The 21,486-nt window shown below is 64.4% G+C and carries 20 protein-coding genes; all 20 read left to right on the top strand.

From position 1 onward, the window contains the following. The first annotated feature begins 1 nt into the window (after position 1). The 20 genes from HKW67_RS13565 to HKW67_RS13660 all read left to right on the top strand — a co-directional run bounded on the left by HKW67_RS13565 (position 2) and on the right by HKW67_RS13660 (position 21,057). Positions 2 to 1,522 carry a flagellar hook protein FlgE gene (locus tag HKW67_RS13565; protein ID WP_171225888.1) on the top strand — a complete coding sequence of 507 codons (1,521 nt, stop codon included), beginning with the start codon at positions 2 to 4 and terminating at the stop codon, positions 1,520 to 1,522. 325 nt (positions 1,523 to 1,847) lie between these two features. Then, on the top strand, positions 1,848 to 2,417 hold the full coding sequence (locus HKW67_RS13570; RefSeq protein ID WP_171225889.1) for a flagellar basal body-associated FliL family protein: 570 nt from the start codon (positions 1,848 to 1,850) through the stop codon (positions 2,415 to 2,417). 22 nt (positions 2,418 to 2,439) lie between these two features. Then, positions 2,440 to 3,438, top strand: a complete 999-nt coding sequence (locus tag HKW67_RS13575) for a flagellar motor switch protein FliM (RefSeq protein ID WP_171225890.1) — start codon at positions 2,440 to 2,442, stop codon at positions 3,436 to 3,438. Beyond that, positions 3,435 to 3,863, top strand: a complete 429-nt coding sequence (gene fliN / locus HKW67_RS13580) for a flagellar motor switch protein FliN (protein ID WP_171225891.1) — start codon at positions 3,435 to 3,437, stop codon at positions 3,861 to 3,863. Before HKW67_RS13575 ends, fliN begins: the two co-directional genes overlap by 4 nt. A gap of 8 nt (positions 3,864 to 3,871) precedes the next feature. Next, entirely contained in the window at positions 3,872 to 5,686 is a 1,815-nt protein-coding gene (fliP, locus tag HKW67_RS13585) for a flagellar type III secretion system pore protein FliP (protein ID WP_171225892.1), read from the top strand. A gap of 226 nt (positions 5,687 to 5,912) precedes the next feature. Further along, complete coding sequence (locus HKW67_RS13590; protein WP_171225893.1) at positions 5,913 to 8,276, top strand: chemotaxis protein CheA; 2,364 nt, start codon at positions 5,913 to 5,915, stop codon at positions 8,274 to 8,276. Then, positions 8,269 to 8,715 (top strand): chemotaxis protein CheW, encoded by a 447-nt coding sequence (locus HKW67_RS13595; protein ID WP_171225894.1) that lies wholly within the window; start codon positions 8,269 to 8,271, stop codon positions 8,713 to 8,715. The genes HKW67_RS13590 and HKW67_RS13595 overlap by 8 nt, the downstream gene beginning before the upstream one ends. Before the next feature lie 38 nt (positions 8,716 to 8,753). After that, positions 8,754 to 10,739: a methyl-accepting chemotaxis protein gene (locus HKW67_RS13600; RefSeq protein WP_206044421.1), complete on the top strand. Its 1,986-nt coding sequence runs from the start codon at positions 8,754 to 8,756 to the stop codon at positions 10,737 to 10,739. Next, on the top strand, positions 10,739 to 11,113 hold the full coding sequence (locus HKW67_RS13605; RefSeq protein ID WP_171225895.1) for a response regulator: 375 nt from the start codon (positions 10,739 to 10,741) through the stop codon (positions 11,111 to 11,113). Before HKW67_RS13600 ends, HKW67_RS13605 begins: the two co-directional genes overlap by 1 nt. Positions 11,114 to 11,115: 2 nt before the next feature. Next, positions 11,116 to 12,315 carry a protein-glutamate methylesterase/protein-glutamine glutaminase gene (locus HKW67_RS13610; RefSeq protein ID WP_171225896.1) on the top strand — a complete coding sequence of 400 codons (1,200 nt, stop codon included), beginning with the start codon at positions 11,116 to 11,118 and terminating at the stop codon, positions 12,313 to 12,315. Further along, complete coding sequence (locus HKW67_RS13615) at positions 12,306 to 13,160, top strand: CheR family methyltransferase (RefSeq protein WP_171225897.1); 855 nt, start codon at positions 12,306 to 12,308, stop codon at positions 13,158 to 13,160. The genes HKW67_RS13610 and HKW67_RS13615 overlap by 10 nt, the downstream gene beginning before the upstream one ends. Further along, positions 13,147 to 13,620, top strand: coding sequence for a chemotaxis protein CheX (locus tag HKW67_RS13620; protein ID WP_171225898.1), 474 nt, complete (start codon positions 13,147 to 13,149; stop codon positions 13,618 to 13,620). The genes HKW67_RS13615 and HKW67_RS13620 overlap by 14 nt, the downstream gene beginning before the upstream one ends. Before the next feature lie 192 nt (positions 13,621 to 13,812). Next, positions 13,813 to 14,082, top strand: a complete 270-nt coding sequence (gene fliQ, locus HKW67_RS13625) for a flagellar biosynthesis protein FliQ (RefSeq protein WP_171225899.1) — start codon at positions 13,813 to 13,815, stop codon at positions 14,080 to 14,082. A 14-nt stretch (positions 14,083 to 14,096) separates the two neighbouring features. Beyond that, complete coding sequence (locus tag HKW67_RS13630) at positions 14,097 to 14,921, top strand: flagellar biosynthetic protein FliR (RefSeq protein ID WP_171225900.1); 825 nt, start codon at positions 14,097 to 14,099, stop codon at positions 14,919 to 14,921. 3 nt (positions 14,922 to 14,924) lie between these two features. Further along, entirely contained in the window at positions 14,925 to 16,022 is a 1,098-nt protein-coding gene (locus tag HKW67_RS13635; protein WP_171225901.1) for an EscU/YscU/HrcU family type III secretion system export apparatus switch protein, read from the top strand. An 11-nt stretch (positions 16,023 to 16,033) separates the two neighbouring features. Next, positions 16,034 to 18,118 (top strand): flagellar biosynthesis protein FlhA, encoded by a 2,085-nt coding sequence (gene flhA, locus HKW67_RS13640; RefSeq protein ID WP_206044422.1) that lies wholly within the window; start codon positions 16,034 to 16,036, stop codon positions 18,116 to 18,118. Continuing rightward, on the top strand, positions 18,118 to 18,972 hold the full coding sequence (locus tag HKW67_RS13645; RefSeq protein WP_171225902.1) for a flagellar biosynthesis protein FlhF: 855 nt from the start codon (positions 18,118 to 18,120) through the stop codon (positions 18,970 to 18,972). Before flhA ends, HKW67_RS13645 begins: the two co-directional genes overlap by 1 nt. Next, entirely contained in the window at positions 18,969 to 19,853 is an 885-nt protein-coding gene (locus HKW67_RS13650; protein WP_171225903.1) for a MinD/ParA family ATP-binding protein, read from the top strand. The genes HKW67_RS13645 and HKW67_RS13650 overlap by 4 nt, the downstream gene beginning before the upstream one ends. Positions 19,854 to 19,888: 35 nt before the next feature. Next, positions 19,889 to 20,644: a sigma-70 family RNA polymerase sigma factor gene (locus tag HKW67_RS13655; RefSeq protein ID WP_171225904.1), complete on the top strand. Its 756-nt coding sequence runs from the start codon at positions 19,889 to 19,891 to the stop codon at positions 20,642 to 20,644. Then, positions 20,641 to 21,057, top strand: a complete 417-nt coding sequence (locus tag HKW67_RS13660; RefSeq protein ID WP_171225905.1) for a hypothetical protein — start codon at positions 20,641 to 20,643, stop codon at positions 21,055 to 21,057. Before HKW67_RS13655 ends, HKW67_RS13660 begins: the two co-directional genes overlap by 4 nt. Positions 21,058 to 21,486 lie beyond the last annotated feature (429 nt).

Genomic DNA, 21,486 nt, shown 5'->3' on the forward strand with positions numbered 1-21,486 from the left:
GATGCTTCGTTCTCTCTTTGCCGGTGTGTCCGGCCTGCGCAACAACCAGGTGCGCATGGACGTGATCGGTAACAACATTGCGAACGTGAACACGGTGGCCTTCAAGGCTGGCCGCGTGACGTTCAAGGAAGGCTTTGCCCAGCTGCTGCAGGGCGCGAGCCGTCCGCCTGGAGACCAGGGTGGTATCAACCCGGTCCAGATCGGCCTCGGCATGCAGATCGGCTCGATCGACCAGATTTTCAATCAGGGCAATCTCGAAACGACTGGCTTGAACACCGACGTCGCGATTCAGGGCGACTCGTTCTTCGTCGTGCGAAAGGGCAACCAGAGCTTCTACACGCGCGCTGGCAACTTCCAGGTGGACGCGAACGGTCAGATGGTGTCGCCGGCCAACGGCTTCATCGTGCAGGGCCGCATGTATGAAAACGGCGTTTTGCAGGACGGCATTCAGGACATCCGCTTGCCGTTCGGCCAGAAGGTGTCGGCCAAGCCGACGACCGAAGCCGTGCTCGCGGGCAACCTCAACGCGTCAGCCCCGGTGTTCCAGGGTGACTTCCAGGATCCGATCGATCGCGCACTGCCGATCAACGAGAAGTCGTGGACGGAGTCGCAGATCGCCGTGTTCGACTCGCAGGGTACCAAGCGCGACATCAAGATTCAGATGTGGAAGACCGGCCCGAACTCGTGGGATTGGCAGATCGATCCGATCGCCTCGGGCGTTATCGAGAACTTCCAGACGGACGCCAACTCGCCGCCGTCGGATATCCCACTGCCCACGCCGATTGCCGGCTACGAGATTCTGCCGGCCAACGTGAAAGTGTATAGCTCGTCGGGTACCGAGTATCTGTCGCCCGCCGACTACAGCTTCTCCAGCGGGCCGCCACCGGCCGTGCAGTTCACGGCCAGCATGCCGGCGAGCTCCGAGATCAAGATCTCGTACTTCATGAGCCCGACCGCCGCCACCGCGAGCGAGAACAGCGGTACGTTCACGTTCGACAATGCCGGCATCATGAACACGAACATCTCGGCCGCGATCAACTTCGCGGTGCCGGGAGCGAATCCGGTGCAGCTCAACCTCAAGCTCAACGGCGGCGTCAGCGGCCTCACGCAGTTCGCGTCCACGGCGTCGACCGCCGTGCTCCGTGACCAGAACGGCTACACCGCCGGTACGCTGCAGAACTTCAGCATCGACCGCTTCGGTCTGATCACCGGCTTCTTCACCAACGGCACCACGTCGTCGCTGGCCAAGATCGTGCTCGCCGACTTCAACAATCCGAGCGGTATGCTCCGCATCGGTGACAACATGTACCAGGAGTCGGCCAACTCGGGCGGCGCGGTTCTCGGCTTCGCCCTCGAGGGCTCGCAGTCGCAGCTCACCAGCGGCGCGCTCGAAATGTCCAACGTCGACTTGGCGCAGGAATTCACGAACATGATCGTGGCCCAGCGCGGCTTCCAAGCCAACGGCAAGGTCGTGTCGACCTCAGACGAAATGCTGCAGGAGCTGATGAGCATCAAGCGCTAACCGGGTGACCCGATTCGGGTCGACCGGATAGGCTGGACCACCCGGATTCGGGTGGCCAGGAGGCGGAGGATGGGGCACGCACGGGCCCTCATCCTCCGCCTTTGGCGTTTCCGGCCCGGCATAAAGTGCCGGGATAAGCAAAAAGGACCGGATTCTTGTGATAAAGTACAATGTACGGTTTGGCGGTCCTAGGACCACAATTCGCACCTAAGTGATTGTATTTCAACTCATTACCCAAACCTCACCACTCAGAACTCAGAGTGGCCTGGGTCGTGCTTTTAGAGGGGTCGTAGCACTTCCTCTGTCCGACTCGACGAACCGATCCATGGCTAACGAAACCCCGCAGGCTCCAGAAGGCGCACCCGTTGCGCCCACCAAAGCAAAACTCCCGATGCTGATCGGCATGGTTGCCGTCGGTCTGGCGCTGGGTGGCGGTACCGGGGCAGCGGTGCTCGGACCGATGGTTGCCAAGAAAATGGGCAAGGTCACGCCGATCGTCGCCGCTGCGGATAGCGCGCACGGCGGGGACGCGGCTGCCGCTGAAGGCGAGCATGCTGCGCCGGCTGAAGGTGGCAAGGAGGGCGGAGCCGCCGAGGCCGCGATCCACGTGCTCGACAACATGGTGCTGAATCCGGCTGGCAGTGGTGGCTCGCGCTACCTCCTGCTCACCGTCGCGATCGAAGTCGGCTCGCCCGCCGCGATCGAGAGCTTCAAAGCACGCGACGCCGAACTGCGCGACATCGTGCTGACCACACTGGGCACGAAGCCCGTCGAGCAGCTCACCGATATGGCCACGCGCGAACAGTTCAAGGTCGAAATCATGAAGGCCGTGGACGAGCGCTTCGGCAAGAAGTCGGTGAAGCGCATCTACTTCCCGCAGTTCGTCGTTCAGTAAGTCACGCCGCACCGACCACCCGATGAGCTCAGAAACTCTCAGCCAGCACGACATCGATCGCCTCCTCGGCGGCGGCTCGCGCCAGTCGCCCACGGCGGCGGCGGCGATGGACGTGCAGGTGTACGACTTCCGTCGTCCGCACCGCGTCTCGAAGGAACGCCTGCGCACGCTCGAAGCGATGTACGAGCGGCTGGTAAAGGGCCTGGAAGCGTGGCTCATCTCGCGTGTGCGCGGACAGATCGAAGTCCGGCTGCAAAGCGTCGAGCAGTTCTCTTTCGGTGAGTTCACGCTCTCGCTGCCGATGCCCTGCTCGTCGTTCATCTTCGACATCACGGGCACGGGGCAGAAGGGCGTCATCGACGTCGGCCCCGAGTTCAGCACCTACATCATCGATCGCCTGTTCGGTGGCGAGGGGACGGGCAGCGCGCTCACGCGTGCGCTTACCCCCATCGAGCGAATGGCCGTCCGGTCGGTCGCCGACAAGGTCAGCGGTCTCCTTCAGGAGATCTGGCAGGACCATGTCTCGATGGACCTCAACATCACGGGCTTCGAGTCGTCGCCCGAAATCCTGCAGGTCGTCAACCGCGAAGATCCCGTGCTCGTGGCGAACGTCGAGTTCACCACCGGCAACGTGAGCAGCCTGTTGCTCATCTGCCTGCCCTTCTCGGTGCTCGACAAGTTCTTCACGTCGAGCGGCCAGCAGCGCAATGCCTTGCTCACCACCAGCGATCAGGAACGCGAGACCACACGTCAGCGCAGCGAGTCGGCGCTTCGCGCCACGAAGGTGCCGCTCACGGCGCGCCTTCCTGACTTCCAGCTCTCCATGCGTGACATCGCCGGCATTACCGAAGGCACCATCATCCCCACCGGCATTCCGACCGACGCGCGCGTCATCGTGCGCGCCGGTACGCAGGAACGCTTCATCGGCCATCCCGGCCGCGTAAGCGGAAATCTCGCGGTGCGCATCCTCGATGCCGTACCCAGCGCCACGACCTCAGACTCACGGACGACCTCCGCATGAATCCCGCCGAAATCGACGCGCTCGTCGCCAGCGCGCAGGCCGCCAAGGCGGCCGGTCAGCCCATCTCGTCGCTCATGGACGAATCGGCTACGCCCTCCGCGGCGCCGGTACGCGCGCCGCAGCTCACCGAGTTCGAACAGACGATGATGAGCACCACGGAGGTGCCGATCGGCATGCTTCTGGATCTCACCCTCCCCGTCTCCATCGAGCTGGGTCGTACCTCGATGACGGTGCAGGAAATTCTGCGCCTCGGTCGTGGCTCCGTGATTCAGCTCGATCGCCTCGCCGGCGAGCCGATCGACATCTATGTCGGTGACCGCCGCTTCGCTGAAGGCGAAGTCGTGGTGCTCGGCGAACACTTCGGCGTGCGCATTACGCGCGTGCTGGCCAATCCGGCCGCCTCCAGCGCTGCCAACGCAGCCTGAGACCTGACATGCTGACCGCTGCACTTGGTGTCATCGCTGCTCTCGCCTTCGTCCTCGGACTTGGCGCCGTCTGCCTCTGGGCGCTCAAGCGCTTCGGAGCCGGTGCCCTCGCGTCGAAAACGCGTGTGCCGTTGGAAGTCGTGCAGCGCATTCCGCTGGGCCCGAAAACGGGGCTCGCCGTGGTGCGCGTGGGAGAACGGGTGATGGCCCTCTCGGTCGGCGAAGGTGGTGTGCGCCAGCTGTTCGAACTCGATGAAGTCGACCGCCAGCGCGTGATCGCGACGAGCACGTTGCCGGTGCCGATGGTCTCCAGCGCGGCCGCGTCGGCCTCGTTCACGATGCCAGCGGCGTTGCCTGGAAAGTTCGGCGCGATGTTCCGCCGCTCGCTCAACGCCACGAACGTGCAGGCTGCGATCTCGCAGGCGGATGCCGAGCAGAGCGCCGCGTTTCTGGTGCCAAGTGCGCCGCGCGTCGTGGTGCAGCCGTTCTCGCCGGCCGAGCCGAGCGAAGTACCGGCATTTCTGACGGCCGCCGTGACGACACGCCGTGGTGATGCGATCACCTATACGCCGCATGCGACATCTCCGCAGTCGGCCACGCAGCAGGCCGATCGCGACTTCCGGGCGATGCTCGGTATCTCCTTGGGCGGTGCGACGCGTCTCGCGACCTTCGCCGCCGCTATGTTCCTGCTCGGCGCCACGTCGCTGAGCGCGCAAGCCGCCACCCAGAGTGCGCCGCCGCGGCCGGCCACGCCGGCAGCAGCGGCGGCCGCGCGCAAGCCACTCCAGGCACCGGCACTGCCGGGTGCCCCCGCTTCGGCGGCCACGTTGCCTGCACCCACCGCGCCGGGTGCGCCCGACTTCTCGCTGCCGGCCTCGCTGCAGAGCGTGACGCAGGATCTCGTGCAGAAGGCAGCCGCAGCCGAAGCAGCGACCAAGCCGGGCGCCGCTGCAAAGCCGAAGAGCCGTAATTCGCGACTCGGCGCCACGCCGGGGGCCGACAATGGCGCCGTGCTGACGGCGCAAGCGGCCGCATCGCGCCGTCCGATGTCACAGATGGTGGTGGACTCCGCCCGGGACGCGAGCGGACGCGCCAACACCGCGTCTCCGGCGCCGGTCGGCACCGATGATGCGATCATGCGCATGATGCCGCAGATGGATGTGAAGCTCGGCGGCGACGGCGAAACCGGTGGTCTGCGCCTGAACGGCACCGTCGGCATCGTCGTGATGATGGGGCTGCTCACGCTGCTCCCCACGCTACTGCTCATGATGACGGGCTTCACCCGCATCCTGATCGTGCTGCACTTTCTAAAGCAGGCGATGGGCACGCAGAGCGCACCGCCGGCGCACCTGCTCGCTGGTATGGCGCTGCTGTTGACGGGATTCGTGATGACGCCCACGCTCACGCAAGTGAACCGCCAGGCGATCGAACCGTGGCTCGAAGGCAAGATGACGCAGGTCGAGATGATGAAGACCGGCGTGAAGCCGATGCGCGAGTTCATGCTGCGTCAGACCCGCGAATCCGATCTGAAGACCTTCGTCGAAATGAGTCGGATGCCACGCCCGAACACCGTCGACGATGTGCCGCTGCACGTATTGATGTCGGCGTTCGTGGCCAGTGAGCTGCGCACCGCCTTCCAGATCGGCTTCGCGATTTACCTGCCGTTCATCATCATCGATGCCGTCGTCGCCTCAGTGCTCATGAGTATGGGTATGATGATGCTGCCACCGGCGATGATCTCACTGCCGTTCAAACTCCTGCTGTTCGTGCTGGTGGATGGCTGGACGCTCACCATCACGAGCCTCGTGCAGAGTTTCAAGTAGCGCGCTGTCAGGCTGGTGCCGACCACGTGTCAGCGAATCCCTGACAGGCGCGCCGTGTAACGAAAACATCATGGCGAAAATCGGACTCTCCGTCCGAATGGACTCAAGTCTGTAGTCAACTGTTCCGACATTCGAAAGTGTTCAGGATTGTACAGGAACTGGACAACGAAGATCGGGGCGACGCTGCCTCCACACCGCACGCGACACGAGCCGGAGTGGGTGCAGTATGTCCGACACTGGTGACAGCAACGAGATCGTCAACGAGTTCCTGGTCGAGAGCTATGAAGGGCTCGACCAGCTGGACCTCGATCTCGTCGAGCTCGAACAATGTGGAGGCAACGCCGAGTTGATCGGCCGTGTCTTCCGATGTGTGCATACCATCAAAGGCACGTGCGGCTTTCTCGGGTTCGGCGGCCTCGAAAGCGTCGCCCACGTCGGCGAGAACCTGCTGTCGAAGGTCCGCGATGGATCGATCGGTGTCTCTCCAGACCTCACGTCGGCACTGTTGCGGCTGAATGACGCGATTCGCAGCATGCTCACGCACATCGAAGCGCACGGCAAAGAGGGCGAGTTCGATCATGCCGACCTGATCGCTGCGCTGGTTCGGCTGACCGACGCGAAAGCCGCACAGGTCGCGAGCGACGCAGCGATCAGCGAGCAGGAGTTGGCCGACGCCCTCGAGTTGCCGCCTGCGATTCCGCTACTGGGCGAGATCCTGGTCGAGCAGGGACATGTCAGCACCGCGGACATCGCGGCGGCCGTACACGAACAGAACCAGACCGGCGCACCTCGCGTCGGTGAGATTCTCGTGGCTCGCGGCGCCACGACGCACGCGGCGGTCAAGGAAGCACTCGAGACCCAGCAGGACGCGCGCGCCGGACATGTGAGCGACGGCAGCATCCGCGTCGACGTCGCCCTCCTCGACCGTCTCATGAACTTGGTGGGCGAGCTCGTGCTCGCCCGCAATCAGATCTTGCAGTGCACCGCCACAAACGCGGACAGCACGCTCAATAGCACGACACAGCGGCTCAATCTCATCACGTCCGAATTGCAGGAAGGCGTGATGAAGACCCGCATGCAGCCGATCGGCAATATCTGGAGCAAGCTCCCGCGCGTCGTGCGCGATCTCGCGGTCACCTGCAGCAAGCAGGTCACGATCCAGATGGAAGGCGCCGAAACGGAACTCGACAAGACCATCATCGAGGCGATCAAGGATCCGCTCACGCATATCGTGCGCAACTCGATCGATCACGGTATCGAGTCTCCCCGCGACCGCGTGCTCAATGACAAGAGCCCGGAAGGCCGCCTCTTGCTGCGCGCCTTTCACGAAGGTGGACAGGTCAACATCGAGATCACGGATGACGGCAAGGGCATCGATCCCGTACGCCTTCGCGCCGCCGCCGTCGACAAGGGTGTCTTGACCGCTGAAGCGGCCGCCAGGCTCTCCGATCGCGAAGCACTGCATCTCATCTTCGCGCCCGGCTTCTCCACGGCTGCCAAGGTGACGAACGTGTCGGGCCGCGGTGTCGGCATGGACGTCGTCAAGACAAACATCGAGAAGATCGGCGGCACGGTCGACGTCACCAGCACCGTCGGCGTCGGTACGACACTGCGCATCAAGATTCCGCTCACGCTGGCGATCATCCCCGGTCTGATCATCACCTCCGGGGCCGAACGGTTCGCGATTCCGCAGGTCAGCCTGCTCGAGCTCGTGCGCATGGAGCACGAGGAGGCGAAGACGCGCATCGAGATGATCTACGACTCGCCGGTCTATCGCCTCCGCGGCAAGCTCCTGCCGCTCGTCCATCTCAACCGCACCCTCGGACTGGCGCGCACCCCCTGGCCGAACGAGCCGGGCGCGCCCGATGTGGCGACCAGCATCGTCGTGCTGCAAACCGACGGCGTCCCCTTCGGCCTGGTCGTGGACCATATCAACGACACCGAGGAAATCGTGGTGAAGCCACTCGGCAAGCAGCTCAAAGGTATCTCCAGCTTTGCCGGTGCCACCATCATGGGAGACGGCCGGGTCGCGCTGATACTCGACGTGCATGGACTCGCACAACGGGCCGGCGTCCTCGCCACCGATCGTGACCGCCACGCCGCCGAACAACGCACGGAACAGCGTGCCGCCGGCGAACCGATGCAGACGCTGCTGGTGTTCTCCAGCGGCGGCGATCACCGCATGGCGCTGCCGTTGTCGGAAATCGCGCGTTTGGAAGAGTTCGAACCGACACTGGTGGAACGCACCGGCCGGTATGACGTCGTGCAGTACCGCGATCAGATCATGCCGCTGGTGCGCCTCGGCAACGTGCTCGAGGGCGTCAGCTCCAACGCCGCCGCTGACGACATGATGCAGGTCATCGTCGTGTCGCACAACGAGCAGTATGTCGGCCTCGTGGTCGACCGGATCGTCGACATCGTCGAAACGACCGTGTCTGTCCAGCAGCGTCGCCGCCCCGGCACCGTGCTCGGTTCAGCGGTCATCCAGAACAAGGTCACCGACATCCTCGATATCCGACGCTTGGTGCAGGACGTGGATGAAGAGTTCCTCGCCATCGCACCGACAGGAGGCTTCGCGCTCCATGGCTGATGCAACGCAGTACTGCACCTTCTGGGTGGACACACTCTATCTCGGCATCGACGTGCACTCCGTTCAGGAAGTGATGCGCACCCTCGAGATGACGCCGGTGCCGCTGGCCTCGGCCTCCGTGGTCGGTCTGATCAATCTGCGTGGACAGATTGTCACCGCGATCGATCTGCGTCGGCGCCTTGGCCTGCCGCCGCGTCCCGACGATCAGGAACCGATGAACGTCGTCATGCGCACCGACGACGGCGCCGTCAGCCTTGTCGTCGACGAGATAGGTGATGTCATCGAGGTCAGCAACGACACGTTCGAACGTGTCCCGGATACGATGCAAGGCGAACACCGCGCGCTGATCCGCGGCGTCTACAAACTGAACAAACAGCTCCTGCTGATTCTGGACGGCGCCAAAACGGCGCTCCCGGAGCTGTCCTACGCCGCCAACTGACGTTCTCTGCCCCTCCCTCTCGTACAGGAACTCCGCACATGACGCCCGCTACGACCACCAAGCGCTCCACCCGCGGCCGCACCAACGGCACCGGCGCAACACCGACTGCCGATCTGGCGCCCGCGAGTGTGAACCACGCGCAGGCGGTTGTCGACGCCATGTCACGTTCGCAGGCGATGATCGAGTTCGATCTCGACGGCACGATTCTCCACGCGAATGACCTCTTCTGCAAGACGATGGGCTATCGGCCCGACGATGTGGAGGGGCAGCATCATCGTATCTTCGTCGATCCGGTGTACGCAGCGGGCGCAGATTACGCCAAGTTCTGGAGCGACCTGCGGACCGGACAACCGTTCGTCGCCGAGTTCACGCGTCGGCGCCGTGACGGCAGCGACGTCATGCTGCACGCGAGCTATATGCCCGTACTCGACGACAGCGGCCGCCCGATCAAAGTCGTCAAGGTCGCCACCGACATTACCGCGACCAAGACGCGTGATGCGGACCTCTCGGGTCGCCTCGACGCGCTCAATCGCGTGCAAGCCGTCATCGAGTTCACGGTCGACGGTACCATTCTGCATGCAAACGACAACTTCCTGGCGACGCTCGGATACCGCCAGGATGAGATCGTGGGTAAGCACCACCGCATGTTCATCGAGCCCGCCTATGCGGCCAGTGCCGAGTATGCGCAGTTCTGGGCTAAGCTCGGCGCCGGCGAATTCCAGAAGGCCGAGTACAAGCGTCTCGGCAAGGGCGGCAAGGAAGTCTGGATCGAGGCCTCGTACAACCCGATCTTCGATCCGAAGGGCCGAGTGGTCAAGGTCGTGAAATTTGCGATCGACGTCACGCAGCAGAAGCTCAAAACCGTGGAAGCCGAAGGACAGCTTCTCGCCATCAGCCGTGCACAGGCGGTCATCGAGTTCAATCTCGACGGCACGATCATTACGGCGAACGACAACTTCCTGAACGCGCTCGGCTACCGGCTCGAGGAAATCCGCGGGCAGCACCACCGGATGTTCATCGATCCGGCCTACGCATCGTCTAGCGAATACCACACGTTCTGGGCCGACCTCAACGCCGGCAAGTTTCAGCAGGCCGAGTACAAGCGCTTCGGCAAGGGTGGCCGTGTCGTGTGGATCAACGCCAGCTACAACCCCATTTTCGATCTCAACGGTAAGCCGTTCAAGGTCGTGAAGTACGCCACCGATGTGAACGAGCAGAAGCAGTTACTCGCACTCGTCAGCAACAGCGCGAGTTCGCTGGCCAGTGCCGCGGAAGAGCTCACGGCGTCGAGCCACACGATGAGTGCGACCGCAGAAGAGACGAGCGCTCAGGCCAACGTGGTCTCGGCCGCCTCCGAGCAGGTCAGCCGCAATGTGTCGACGGTGGCCACCGGCACTGAGGAGATGAGCGCCAGCATCCGCGAGATCGCGTCGAACGCTGCCGAGGCGTCGAAGGTGGCAAGCCACGCGGTCAAGGTTGCCGAAACGACCAACGACACGGTGGCGAAGCTCGGCGTGTCGAGCGCCGAGATCGGCAAGGTGATCAAGGTCATCACCTCGATTGCCCAGCAGACCAACCTGCTCGCCCTCAACGCCACGATCGAAGCGGCGCGCGCCGGCGAAGCCGGCAAGGGATTCGCGGTCGTCGCCAACGAAGTGAAGGAGCTGGCCAAGGAGACCGCGAAGGCCACCGAAGACATCAGCCAGAAGATCGAAGCAATCCAGAAAGACACCAGCGGAGCCGTGTCGGCGATCCGTGAGATCTCGCAGATCATCGACAAGATCGCCGAGATCCAGACGACGATCGCGAGCGCGGTGGAAGAGCAGACGGCCACCACGAACGAGATGGGACGCAACGTCACCGAAGCCGCCAAGGGCTCGTCGGAGATCGCCGAGAACATCACCGGTGTCGCACAGGCGGCGATTGCCACCTCGCAGGGCGCGGCCGACTCGCTCCATGCCTCGTCGGAGTTGGCCCGCATGGCCGCTGAGCTGCAGAGTGTCGTGAGCCGGTTTCAGTTCTGATGCGAGCCCTCATCGTCGATGATTCGCGCGCGATGCGTGCCGTGATCGGCAAGATGGTCAGTGAGATGGGTGTCACGACCACCTTCGCCGCCAACGGCCGCGACGCCATCGATCAGTTGAACGCGCTCGGCAAGCCCGACTTTGCACTGGTCGACTGGAACATGCCCGAGATGAACGGCTTCGAGTTTCTCGTGGCCGTCCGTGCCGATCCGCGCTACGCCGATCTGCCGCTGGTGATGGTCACCACCGAGACCGAGATGAGCCAGGTCGTGAAGGCGCTCGAACACGGCGCGAACGAATACGTGATGAAGCCGTTCACCGCGGATATCCTCCGCGACAAGCTGGACATGCTCGGACTCGTTCCGGCGGTCTGAGCATGCGTCGCATTCGCGTGCTGGTGGTGGATGATTCCGTCGTCGTACGTCGGCTCGTGACCGACGTACTCAGCGGCGATCCTGACATCGAAGTGGTCGGGATCGCCGCGAACGGCCGCATCGCGCTGCAGAAGATCGCGCAGCTCGCGCCGGACCTGGTCACGCTCGACATCGAGATGCCGGAGATGGACGGCCTCACGACCATCTCCGAGATCCGGAAGACGTGGACGCGCTTGCCGGTGATCATGTTCAGCACGCTCACCGCGCGCGGTGCCGAAGCGACCCTGGAGGCATTGTCACGCGGTGCCACGGATTATGTCACCAAGCCCGCCAACGTCGGCAGCGTCACGGTCGCGCAGCAGCGGATACGCGACGACCTCATCCCGAAGATCAGATCGTTGTGCGCAAGCGTACTGCCCGCGGTGCCACCGGCCACGCCCCGTGCGGCGGCGGTACAAGCGGGGGTACCCGCGGCAGCACCCGCGTCGGGGGCACGCTCCTCGGCCTACCACACCAGTGCCGCGTCCCGTGCACCGATCGGCATCGTGGCCATCGGATCGTCGACCGGCGGTCCGAACGCGCTGCTCGAACTGATCCCGAGAATCCCGGCCGACTTTCCGGTGCCGATCGTCATCACGCAGCACATGCCGCCGATGTTCACGAAGTTTCTGGCCGACCGACTGACGGCGATTTCGCAGCTCCCCGTGCGGGAAGCCACGGAAGGCGCGGTGATGGCACCGGGCACGATCTGGATCGCGCCGGGAGACTTTCATCTCGTGTTGCGCACCGTGGGCCGTCAGATCGTCGCGTCGATCACGAAGGATCCACCGGAGAACTCCTGCCGCCCGGCGGTCGACGTCATGCTGCGTTCGGTGGTCTCTTGCTACGGGCCGCGCGTGCTGTCGGTGATCCTCACCGGTATGGGGCAGGACGGACTTCGCGGCAGCGAAGGCGTTCACGACGCCGGTGGCAGTGTGATCGCACAGGACGAAGCGACCTCCGTCGTCTGGGGCATGCCGGGCTTCGTCGCCCGATCCGGGATCGCCAGCGCCGTATTGCCGTTGCCGCTGATCGCTCAGGCCATCATCGATCGCGTGACGATGGCTCCCTCCTCGTTTCGCGTCGCGCCGTCGACCGCGCCATCAGCCGCGCCGCGCCACGCGTCCCCTCCTGCAATGTCGCCAGGTGTCTCATGGCAATGACGGCCAAGACGTTCGACTACATCAGGCAGGTTGTCCTGACGCGGTCCGCCATCGTGCTCGAACCCGGGAAGGAATATCTCGTGGAGTCGCGGCTCGTGCCGCTGGCCAAGGTGCACGGCTTCGCGACGCTCGATGATTTCGCCGACGCCATGACCAAAGCCCCGTTCGGGACGATGCATCGCCAGATGGTCGAGGCGATGACCACGAACGAAACGAGTTTCTTCCGCGACATCCATCCGTTCGACGCGCTACGGAAGACGATTCTCCCCGAGATCATCGCCCGCAAGGCGGCCACGAAGCAGCTCAACATCTGGTGCGCCGCCGCCTCCAGCGGACAGGAGCCGTACTCGGTGGCGATGCTGCTGCGTGAACACTTCCCCGAGTTGCAGAGCTGGAAGTTCAGCTTCATCGCCACCGATCTATCGAATGCGGTGCTCGCCAAGGCGCGCAGTGGACGCTACGGACAGCTCGAGGTGAATCGTGGACTGCCCGCGCCGCTCATGGTGAAGTACTTCACCAAAGACGGCACGGAATGGATCATCCGCGACGACATCCGCGGCATGATCGACTTCCGCGAGCTCAATCTCATCGAGAAGTGGCCGCAGCTACCGGTCGCCGACATCGTGATGATCCGCAACGTGCTGATCTACTTCGACATCGCGACCAAGAAGCAGATCCTGAAGAACATCCGTTCGATGATGTCGCCCCAGGGCTATCTCATGCTGGGCGGTGCCGAAACCACGATGGGGCTCGACGATCAGTTCGAGCGGGTGCAAGTGGAAAAGGGCGTCGCGTACCGTCAGATCGGCGCCACCGGCGCCGGGAGAGTCAATGTCGCAGCTTGAAGAGGCGATTCAGGGCATCGTCAGCACGGTGTGGGACAGCATGCTCGGCATTCAAATCGAGCCCGAGAACCCCATTTCCGCCTTCAGTCATCACGACGGCGATTCGCCAGCGGACCACGCGCACACCTACGCTGGGGTGGTGCAGATCAGCGGGGCGTGGGATGGCGCCGTGACCGTGCAGTGCTCGGCCCGCGCGGCCCGACACGCCGCCCGCACCATGTTTGGTCTCGCCGACGAAGACGTGTCCATCTCCGATCTCCAGGACGCCCTCGGCGAGCTCACCAACATGACCGGGGGTAACATCAAAGCCCTGCTGCCGGAGACCTGCTACCTCGGTCTCCCGGTAGTAGTGGAAGGCTCCGACTACCGTTTCCGCCTCCCCGGCTCGGCTCCCGTGCGACGGTCCACTTTCAAGGCCGGCGACGAGTTGGTCGTGGTGACCATGCTGGAGCGGGCGTAGCGGCACTTCTCGCCGCTGTCACACGCGGCAAATCTTGCCGAATCAAGCGGATCGGTCAATTAGACCGATCCGCTTGCTTGATGTAAACACCACAATGCCAATGCTTTAACCAACTCTGTGATCCGGGTCTCGCGTGGTACGACCCCTGCTTTATCAGAGCTCGACAGTTCTCCTTTCTCGAGCCGACCCCGGATGTCACACCAACTCGTCATCGACTTATCACGCCAAGCGATCATGACCGCGCTCATGATCGCGGCCCCGATGCTACTCATCGCCCTCGGCGTGGGTCTCGTCGTGTCGATCATCCAGTCGGTGACCCAGATCCAGGAACAGACCCTGGCCTTCGTCCCGAAGCTCGTCCTCGTGGGCGGCGCCTTCATCGTCGGCATGCCGTGGCTGCTCCAGATCCTGATCCGCTACACCACCGAACTCTTTCGCGGCATCCCCGCGATGGTCGGCTGAGCGGAATCGATCTCGTGACCCCTTCGACGGGCCTCTTCGGCCTCCCCGACTTCTTCGCTCCCGGCGTCGCGACAGCCTTCGTGCTGACCGCGCTCCGCGTGGGCGGGCTGTTGCTCGTCGCTCCGGCGTGGTCGGCCAAGAGCTTCCCGATGAAGCTCCGCACCGCCGTCCTCGTCGTCTTCGCCACACTGCTCATTCCTAGCGCCTCCGCGAACGCCGACCTCACCGCGCTGCGCATTACGCCGGTGACGTTCCTGAGCGAGACCATCATCGGCTTCGTGATCGGCTTCGCCGCTGCCATCATCGTGGCCGGCGCCGAGTTCGCGGGTGAGCTGATGACGAACTCGATCGGTCTGTCGGGCATGGCGATTCTCGATCCCGTCAACAACACGCAGGGCGCCATTCTCGGCACCTTCATGCAGATGCTGGCCGTCACGCTGCTCCTCACCGGCGGCGGTCATCTCATCATGCTGCAGGCCGTCGCGCAGAGCTTCGTCTCGATGCCGCTCGGCGCACCGCTCGATCTACCCAGCGGCATGCTCGCCGTCACCAAGGCCGGCACCACGATCTTCGCGACCGGCATGCAGTTCGCCGCACCGGTGATCGCCGCCATTCTCGTCTCCAACATCGCGCTGGCGATCCTCGGACGCGCCGCGCCGCAGCTGCAGGTTATGAGCCTCGCCTTCCCGCTCCAGATCGGGATCGGCTTGCTCACCTTCGCCGGTTCGATCGGCCTCGTCGTTCACGCGCTCGCCGACTGGACGCCGGCCTACGCCACGACGCTCGACACTTTTGCGCGGGCGGTGCACGTCGCCCCTGCGCCGACGACGGGGCGTTGATCCATGTCTGATTCAGATTCCGGCGAAAAGACAGAAGCGCCCTCTGGCAAAAAGCTCGAGGACGCACGCAACAAAGGCCAGATCGCCAAGAGCCCCGAGCTCACCACCGCCGCCTTCCTTCTGGGCTCCACGCTCACGATGACGATGGCCGGACCGCCGCTCTGGCAGTTCCTGCTCGACACGATGGGCAACACGCTGGCCAACGCGGGTGATCTCGAGCGTGGCGGGACGTCGGCCATCCCGTTCCTGCAAGCCCTCGGCTTCCGCACCATCGTCGCGATGGTCGGCATGATGGCTGCCCTCGCCGTGATCGCCATCGCGGTGCAGGCCATGCAGACCGGCGGCTTGCTCACCACCGAAACCCTGACGCCGAAGTTCAGCCGCATCAATCCGATGAACAATCTCGGACGGCTCCTCGGCAAGCAGTCGATCGTCGAACTCGTGAAGGCGCTGCTGAAGCTGAGCATCGTGGCGTGGGCCGTGTACTCCACGCTCGCCGATGCCTGGCCCGACGTGCAGGGCCTCGCGCTCGACAAGTCGCCCGCCGCACTGATGCAGGTCGTGGGCAAGTACGCCATCGCGCTTCTCAAGAACGCCGGCTTGATGTTCCTCGTGCTCGCCCTCGCCGACTTCGCGTGGCAGAAGTACAGCACGACTGAGTCGTTGAAGATGACGAAGCAGGAAGTGAAGGAAGAGGCGAAGTCGCAGGAAGGCAATCAGGAAATCAAGGGACGCCGTCGGCAGATCGGCCGCGAGCGCATCCGTCGCCAGATGTTCGCCGAAGTCCCCAAGGCCGATGTCGTCATCGTGAACCCGGTGCACATCGCCATTGCGATCAAGTACGACCCCAACGTCGCCCCCGCGCCGTACGTCGTCGCGATCGGTCAGCGCAAGATCGCGCTGCGCATCAAGGAACTCGCCTTCAAGCACAACGTGCCTGTGATCGAAAATATTCCCCTCGCCCGCGCGCTCATCGTCGTGGCGAAGGTGGGCACCGTCATTCCCGTCGAGATGTATCTGGCCGTCGCCGAAGTGCTCGCCTTCGTGATGCGTCAGCGTGAACGGTTCGGCGCCTCGTGGCGTGGAACGGCCGCCGCATGAGGAACGTCTAAGTGACCAGCGCAGCTCTCCCTATTTCGCTCCCGGTCGAAGCGGGCAAGAAGGCAGAAGTCGCCCTCGCCCTCGCGGTCGTGCTGATTCTGGCACTGATCGTGGTACCGTTGCCGCCGATCATGCTGGACCTGTTCCTCGCCGCCAGCATCGGTTTGTCGCTGGTCGTGCTACTGGTGTCGTTGTACACGACCGACCCGCTCGACTTCAGCAGCTTCCCCGCACTGCTGCTGCTGCTCACGCTCTTCCGCATCGGTCTCAACGTCTCGTCCACGCGCCTCATTCTCACGCAGGCGCATGCGGGCAAGGTGATCGAAGCGTTCGGCAACTTCGTGATCGGCGGCAACTATGCCGTCGGCATCGTGATCTTCCTGCTCCTCATCGGCATCAACTTCATCGTCATCACGAAGGGTGCCGGCCGTATCGCTGAAGTCGGCGCGCGCTTCGCGCTCGACGCGATGCCCGGCAAGCAGATGGCCATCGACGCCGACCTCTCGGCCGGCCTCATCGACGAGAAGGAAGCCCGCACCCGCCGCGACGTGATCTCGCGCACCGCCGACTTCTACGGCGCGATGGACGGTGCCTCGAAGTACGTAAAGGGCGACGCGATCCTCGGCATCCTCGTGGTCGCTGTCAACATCATCGGCGGCATCTTCATCGGCGTGATCCAAAAGGGCATGCCGCTCGAGAAGGCCGCCAGCACCTACACGCTCCTCACCGTTGGCGACGGCCTCGTGTCGCAGGTGCCCGCGCTGATCATCAGTACGGCCGCCGGTCTCATGGTCACCAGCGCCGCCGGTAACGAGCGCATGGGCACCGTGCTCAGCAAGCAGCTCGGTGCGCATCCGCGCGCCATGTGGATGGTGGCCGGTGTGCTGTCGTCGTTCGCGTTGATTCCCGGCCTGCCGATGTTCCCCTTCCTGGCCTTGGCCGCTGGCGCCGCGGCGCTCGCCAAGATGTCGGAGAAGGCCGTCAAGACGCGCAACGAACTCGCGCAGTTCTCCGCCGCACCGATCGAAGAGATCGAAGCGCCCGCGCCGAACGATCCGATGCGCGACCTGCTGCAGATCGATCCGATCGAACTCGAAGTCGGCTACTCGCTCATCCCGCTGGTGGACGAAAGCCAGGGTGGCGATCTCCTCGAACGCATCGGTCTCCTGCGCAAGCAGGCCGCGCTCGAACTCGGCATTCTCGTACCGGCCATTCGTATCCGCGACGACATCCGCCTGCCGGCCAACGAGTACGTGATCAAGCTGCGCGGCTCCGAAGTCGCGCGCGGCGAGGTGCTGCCGCGCTTCGTCATGGCGCTCAACACCGGTGGTGTGGTCGAAGAGATCCAGGGTATGGATACCGTCGACCCGTCGTTCGGCATGCCCGCCAAGTGGGTCTCGATGGGCCAGCGTTCCGACGCCGAGGCGCGCGGCTACGTGGTCGTCGAACCGACCACGGTGGTGGCCACGCATCTGTTGGAGACGCTCAAGAACAGCGCCGCCGATCTGCTCGGCCGTCAGGAAGTGCAGGAAATGGTCGAGACGCTCAAGAAGTCACACCCGGCGCTCGTCGAAGAGATCATCCCGAACAAGGTCTCGCTCAGCGTGCTGCATCGTGTGCTGCAGCGCCTCCTCCGCGAGCGTGTGCCCATTCGCGATCTCGTCACGATCCTCGAAGCGATCGGCGACGGCGCAGATGCCACGAAGGATCCCGAAGCGCTCACCGAAGTGGTGCGCAAGTCGCTCACCAACGTCATCGCCCGCCTGTTCGCCGACCAGACTGGTGTCGTTCGCGGCATCACCATCGGCGGCCGGCTCGAGTCGGCGCTGCTCGGTCTCTTCTCGCCGCGCTCCTCGAACGTCAACGCCCCGGTGCTCACACCGGAATCGCTGGCGGGCCTGCTGCGCGATCTCAACCAGATGGCCACCACCTTCTCGGTGGATGGCCGTCCGCTCCCGCTCATCACGCCGCCGTCGCTGCGTGTGGGCGTTCGCCGCCTGATCGAACCTGTGTTGCCCAGCCTCCCGGTGGTCTCGCTCGCCGAGCTCCCCGCGCAGATCACGCTGAGCAGTGTTGCCACCTGGGAGATGAACTGATGCATTTCAATTCGGCAGAACGTTTCCGTGGGGTCGATCTCTCGCGCGTGGCCGATCGGGCCCGCCGCACGCTCGGCGATGATGTGATGATCCTCCACACGCGCACGGTGCGCGATGGTGGCGTGCCGATGGTCGAAGTGCTCGCGGCGCCGTCCACCGCGATCGATCGCGTGCGTGCGCGTCTCGAGCCTGCGCCGTTCCCGGTGAACATGCGGAAGGCCGACGGCCGTCCGTATTGCATCGCGCTGGTCGGTCCGACGGGCGCCGGCAAGACGACGACCGCAGCCAAGCTCGCGGTCCGTCGCGGGATGTTCGGCGCCGCGCGCCCGGGCCTGCTCACGATCGACACGTATCGCGTGGGTGGCATGGAGCAGTTGGCCACCTACGCCGATCTCGCCGATGTGCCGTTCGAAGTCGTGTACGACGCGCGCGAAGTTGACGCGGCGATGAAGCGACTCTCGGGCACCTGCGACGTGATCATCATCGACACGCCGGGCCGTAGTCCGGCGTCGGCCGAGCTCACCGAGCGGTGGCGTTCACTGCTCGACGCGCTCGCTCCCGACGAGGTGCATCTCGTGATCCCCGCGTCGTTGCGCGCCGACCTCGCGGTCGACATCGGCCGCGCCTATCGCGCCACGCGCAATCACTGCGGTGCGACGCACCTGATTCTCTCCAAGGTCGACGAAGTGCCGCGTGAATCGGGCATCAGCGATCTCGCGCTGTCACTCGAAATGCCCACGCGATGGGTGACCGATGGACAGGATGTGCCCAGCGATCTCAAGCCCGGTGTGTCGCGGTTGCTGCGCGCCTGGGGACTCTCCGCCGATGCGGAGCCTGACTGGATGCCCGCATGAGCGGCTATCAACTCATGTCGCCGCCGCGTGGAACGGCCAGTGTGTCGCAGGTCGACGCGCTGCTGGGCCGCGGCCCGCGCAACAGCACGCAGCCGGGTGGCGCACCACGCGGCGCGACAACGCTGCTGGTCGCCAGTGGCCGCGGTGGTAGCGGTACCTCGCTGGTGTCGGCCCTACTCGCGGTTGCCGCCGCCGGTGATAGCCGTCGGGTGTTGCTCATCGACGCGGATGATTTTGTCGGACCGCTCGCGCTCACTCTGGGCGTGCCGGCGCGCGCCTCGTGGCAGGATCTGCGCGGAGGCCGCCTCTCGCCGGCCGACGTGGCGACGCCGGTCAGCACCACGCTGACGCTGGTGGCCGGTGGCGCACCGCGACTTGGCTCCGACGGGCTCGCGCTCTCCGCCGCCGAACGTCGCGCCTGCATGCGTCGCCTCGGTGTTCTGGCAGATGGAATGGACCTCGTCGTCATCGACTGTGGGGCGCGCATCGACACGGTGCTCGCCGCGATCACGCCGCACGCCGACGAACGCCTGATCGCCGTCTCCGCCGGGAGTGACCCGGTGGGTCTGGCCTCGACCTACGCCCTCTGCAAGGCGGTGCACTCCCGTCACGGTGCCCTTCCGATGGACGTACTCGTCAATCGACATGAAGGGAGCGAAGCCGCTCGTTGTTTCGACGCCATCGACGCCGGTGCCCGTCAGTTTCTCGGAATTTCTCTGCGCCTCGCCGGCGCCGTTCCAGCTGATCCGACGCTCGACGCCGCGCTGCGCGCGGGAATGCCTTTTCCGCATGCGGCCGCCGGTTCTCCGGCTGCGATAGCTGCTCACGAAGTCGTGATGCGCGCGCTGGCTACTGCTTCACTCTCCCGTTCTGGTACTTGACCGTGACTCTCGTTTCTACGCAAGGCTCTGCCTCCATGCACACCAAGCTTTGGCAGTCATACCAGGCCGGCAACCAGACGGCACGCGATCGTCTCCTCGAGGAGCATCTCGGACTCGTGCATCACGTCGCCCGTCAGGTCTCACGCACCCTCGCCGTGCGTGCCGACTTCGATGAGCTGGTCAGCGCCGGGACGATCGGCCTGATGACGGCGCTCGAAGGCTTCGACTTCTCGCGCGGTCTCGCCTTCAGCACGTTCGCCGCTCCCCGCATCCGCGGCGCGATTCTCGACGAGCTCCGCAAGCAAGATCATGTGCCGCGCTCGATCCGTCGCAAGACACGTGAAATCTCGGCCGGCCGCGAATCGTTTCAGCGCACGCATGGCCGCGCTCCTGACGACAAAGAACTCGCGCAGCATCTGAACGTCGACATGGACACGCTCTGGCGCTGGCAGGCCGACGTGGAAGGCGCACATCACATCCCGCTCGACCGCGCGCCCGGCGAGCGTGAGAACACGGCACCGGTGCCGGCCGAAACGCTCAGCAGCGACGGCGACAACGATGTCGAGGACAGCCTCACGCACGAACAGGAAGTGTCGCACCTCAAGGATGCGATCATGCACCTCAAGGAGCAGGAGCGCGTGGTGTTGTCGCTCTACTACTTCGAGGAGCTCAAGCTGCACGAGATCGCGAAGGTGTTGGAACTCACCGAGTCGCGCGTTTCGCAGATCCGCTCGAAGGCGCTCAGCAAGCTGCGCGTCGAACTTACCCCGCTCCGCGAGAACGTGGCATGAGCACGGGCACGACCTCCGCGTTCCGTGAGTCGATGCAGATGGTCGGCATCGGGCTCGGCGTCACGGTGATTGGCCTGATCGTCGGTGCCGTCGTCGTGTCGCCCGCCGTCTCGCACGAACAGCGTCTGCTCGGCATCGGCTCCCTCTTCGGTATCGCCGCCGTGGTGCTCGCCGCCCGTCTCGCGATCCGCGGCCTCCGCTCCCGCCCCACCAAGACCACCCGTCAGGCTCGCCAGGCCCCGGCGCCCACCATCACGCTGCGCGGCGGCAAGTCGTCGCGCACCCCGCGTGCCGTCGCCGCCCTCGCCGCCGCCGGCGCCGACCCCACCGAGATCGCCTGGAAAACCGGCCTCCCTGTAGATGCCGTCTCCATGCTGTTGGAAATCTCGGGCTCGCGCATGTCGGCGGTCTGATCGGCCGCCGAAGCAACAACGAACCGCTTTACCGCGAATTTCCACCGATCACGCACGAATTGGCCCCGCGGGAGCTTCCGATGTCCCGGCGATGACGGCCATATCGCTTTTTGTTGTTGAAAACAAAATGCGTTCGTTCGATGGCCACACGACGGTGCGCGACTCACGAGGCCATTCGCGGTCGTTTTCGTGTAATCCGCGGCCAAGCAGTTTTTTTTGCCCCCGCCCCACCCCTCCGGCAACAACCGCCGAGGCCTCCGAACCACCCGGGCACGATCGGCAGCAATTGCCGCCCTCCGGTCTTCCCAGTGACCCGCCCCGGCACCTCGCAGCACCACCCAAGCATAAGCAGGACAACAACTTAACAAAAACACCCCGGTCGGGCCATTCGTGGCCCGACCGTTGCTTTTTACCCTGGTGAGTTCGTGT

Origin of the sequence: Gemmatimonas groenlandica, from assembly GCF_013004105.1 — a bacterium.
Taxonomy (GTDB): Bacteria; Gemmatimonadota; Gemmatimonadetes; order Gemmatimonadales; family Gemmatimonadaceae; genus Gemmatimonas; species Gemmatimonas groenlandica.

Excerpts from the sequence above, each read along its gene's own strand:
- HKW67_RS13655 (WP_171225904.1), top strand. The coding sequence starts at position 19,889 with ATGCACACCAAGCTTTGGCAGTCATACCAGGCCGGCAACCAGACGGCA.
- HKW67_RS13575 (WP_171225890.1), top strand. The coding sequence starts at position 2,440 with ATGAGCTCAGAAACTCTCAGCCAGCACGACATCGATCGCCTCCTCGGC.
- HKW67_RS13610 (WP_171225896.1), top strand. The coding sequence starts at position 11,116 with ATGCGTCGCATTCGCGTGCTGGTGGTGGATGATTCCGTCGTCGTACGT.
- HKW67_RS13590 (WP_171225893.1), top strand. The coding sequence starts at position 5,913 with ATGTCCGACACTGGTGACAGCAACGAGATCGTCAACGAGTTCCTGGTC.
- fliN (WP_171225891.1), top strand. The coding sequence starts at position 3,435 with ATGAATCCCGCCGAAATCGACGCGCTCGTCGCCAGCGCGCAGGCCGCC.
- fliQ (WP_171225899.1), top strand. The coding sequence starts at position 13,813 with ATGTCACACCAACTCGTCATCGACTTATCACGCCAAGCGATCATGACC.
- HKW67_RS13620 (WP_171225898.1), top strand. The coding sequence starts at position 13,147 with ATGTCGCAGCTTGAAGAGGCGATTCAGGGCATCGTCAGCACGGTGTGG.
- HKW67_RS13635 (WP_171225901.1), top strand. The coding sequence starts at position 14,925 with ATGTCTGATTCAGATTCCGGCGAAAAGACAGAAGCGCCCTCTGGCAAA.
- HKW67_RS13645 (WP_171225902.1), top strand. The coding sequence starts at position 18,118 with ATGCATTTCAATTCGGCAGAACGTTTCCGTGGGGTCGATCTCTCGCGC.
- fliP (WP_171225892.1), top strand. The coding sequence starts at position 3,872 with ATGCTGACCGCTGCACTTGGTGTCATCGCTGCTCTCGCCTTCGTCCTC.
- HKW67_RS13615 (WP_171225897.1), top strand. The coding sequence starts at position 12,306 with ATGGCAATGACGGCCAAGACGTTCGACTACATCAGGCAGGTTGTCCTG.
- HKW67_RS13605 (WP_171225895.1), top strand. The coding sequence starts at position 10,739 with ATGCGAGCCCTCATCGTCGATGATTCGCGCGCGATGCGTGCCGTGATC.
- HKW67_RS13595 (WP_171225894.1), top strand. The coding sequence starts at position 8,269 with ATGGCTGATGCAACGCAGTACTGCACCTTCTGGGTGGACACACTCTAT.
- HKW67_RS13660 (WP_171225905.1), top strand. The coding sequence starts at position 20,641 with ATGAGCACGGGCACGACCTCCGCGTTCCGTGAGTCGATGCAGATGGTC.
- HKW67_RS13570 (WP_171225889.1), top strand. The coding sequence starts at position 1,848 with ATGGCTAACGAAACCCCGCAGGCTCCAGAAGGCGCACCCGTTGCGCCC.
- HKW67_RS13565 (WP_171225888.1), top strand. The coding sequence starts at position 2 with ATGCTTCGTTCTCTCTTTGCCGGTGTGTCCGGCCTGCGCAACAACCAG.
- HKW67_RS13600 (WP_206044421.1), top strand. The coding sequence starts at position 8,754 with ATGACGCCCGCTACGACCACCAAGCGCTCCACCCGCGGCCGCACCAAC.
- HKW67_RS13650 (WP_171225903.1), top strand. The coding sequence starts at position 18,969 with ATGAGCGGCTATCAACTCATGTCGCCGCCGCGTGGAACGGCCAGTGTG.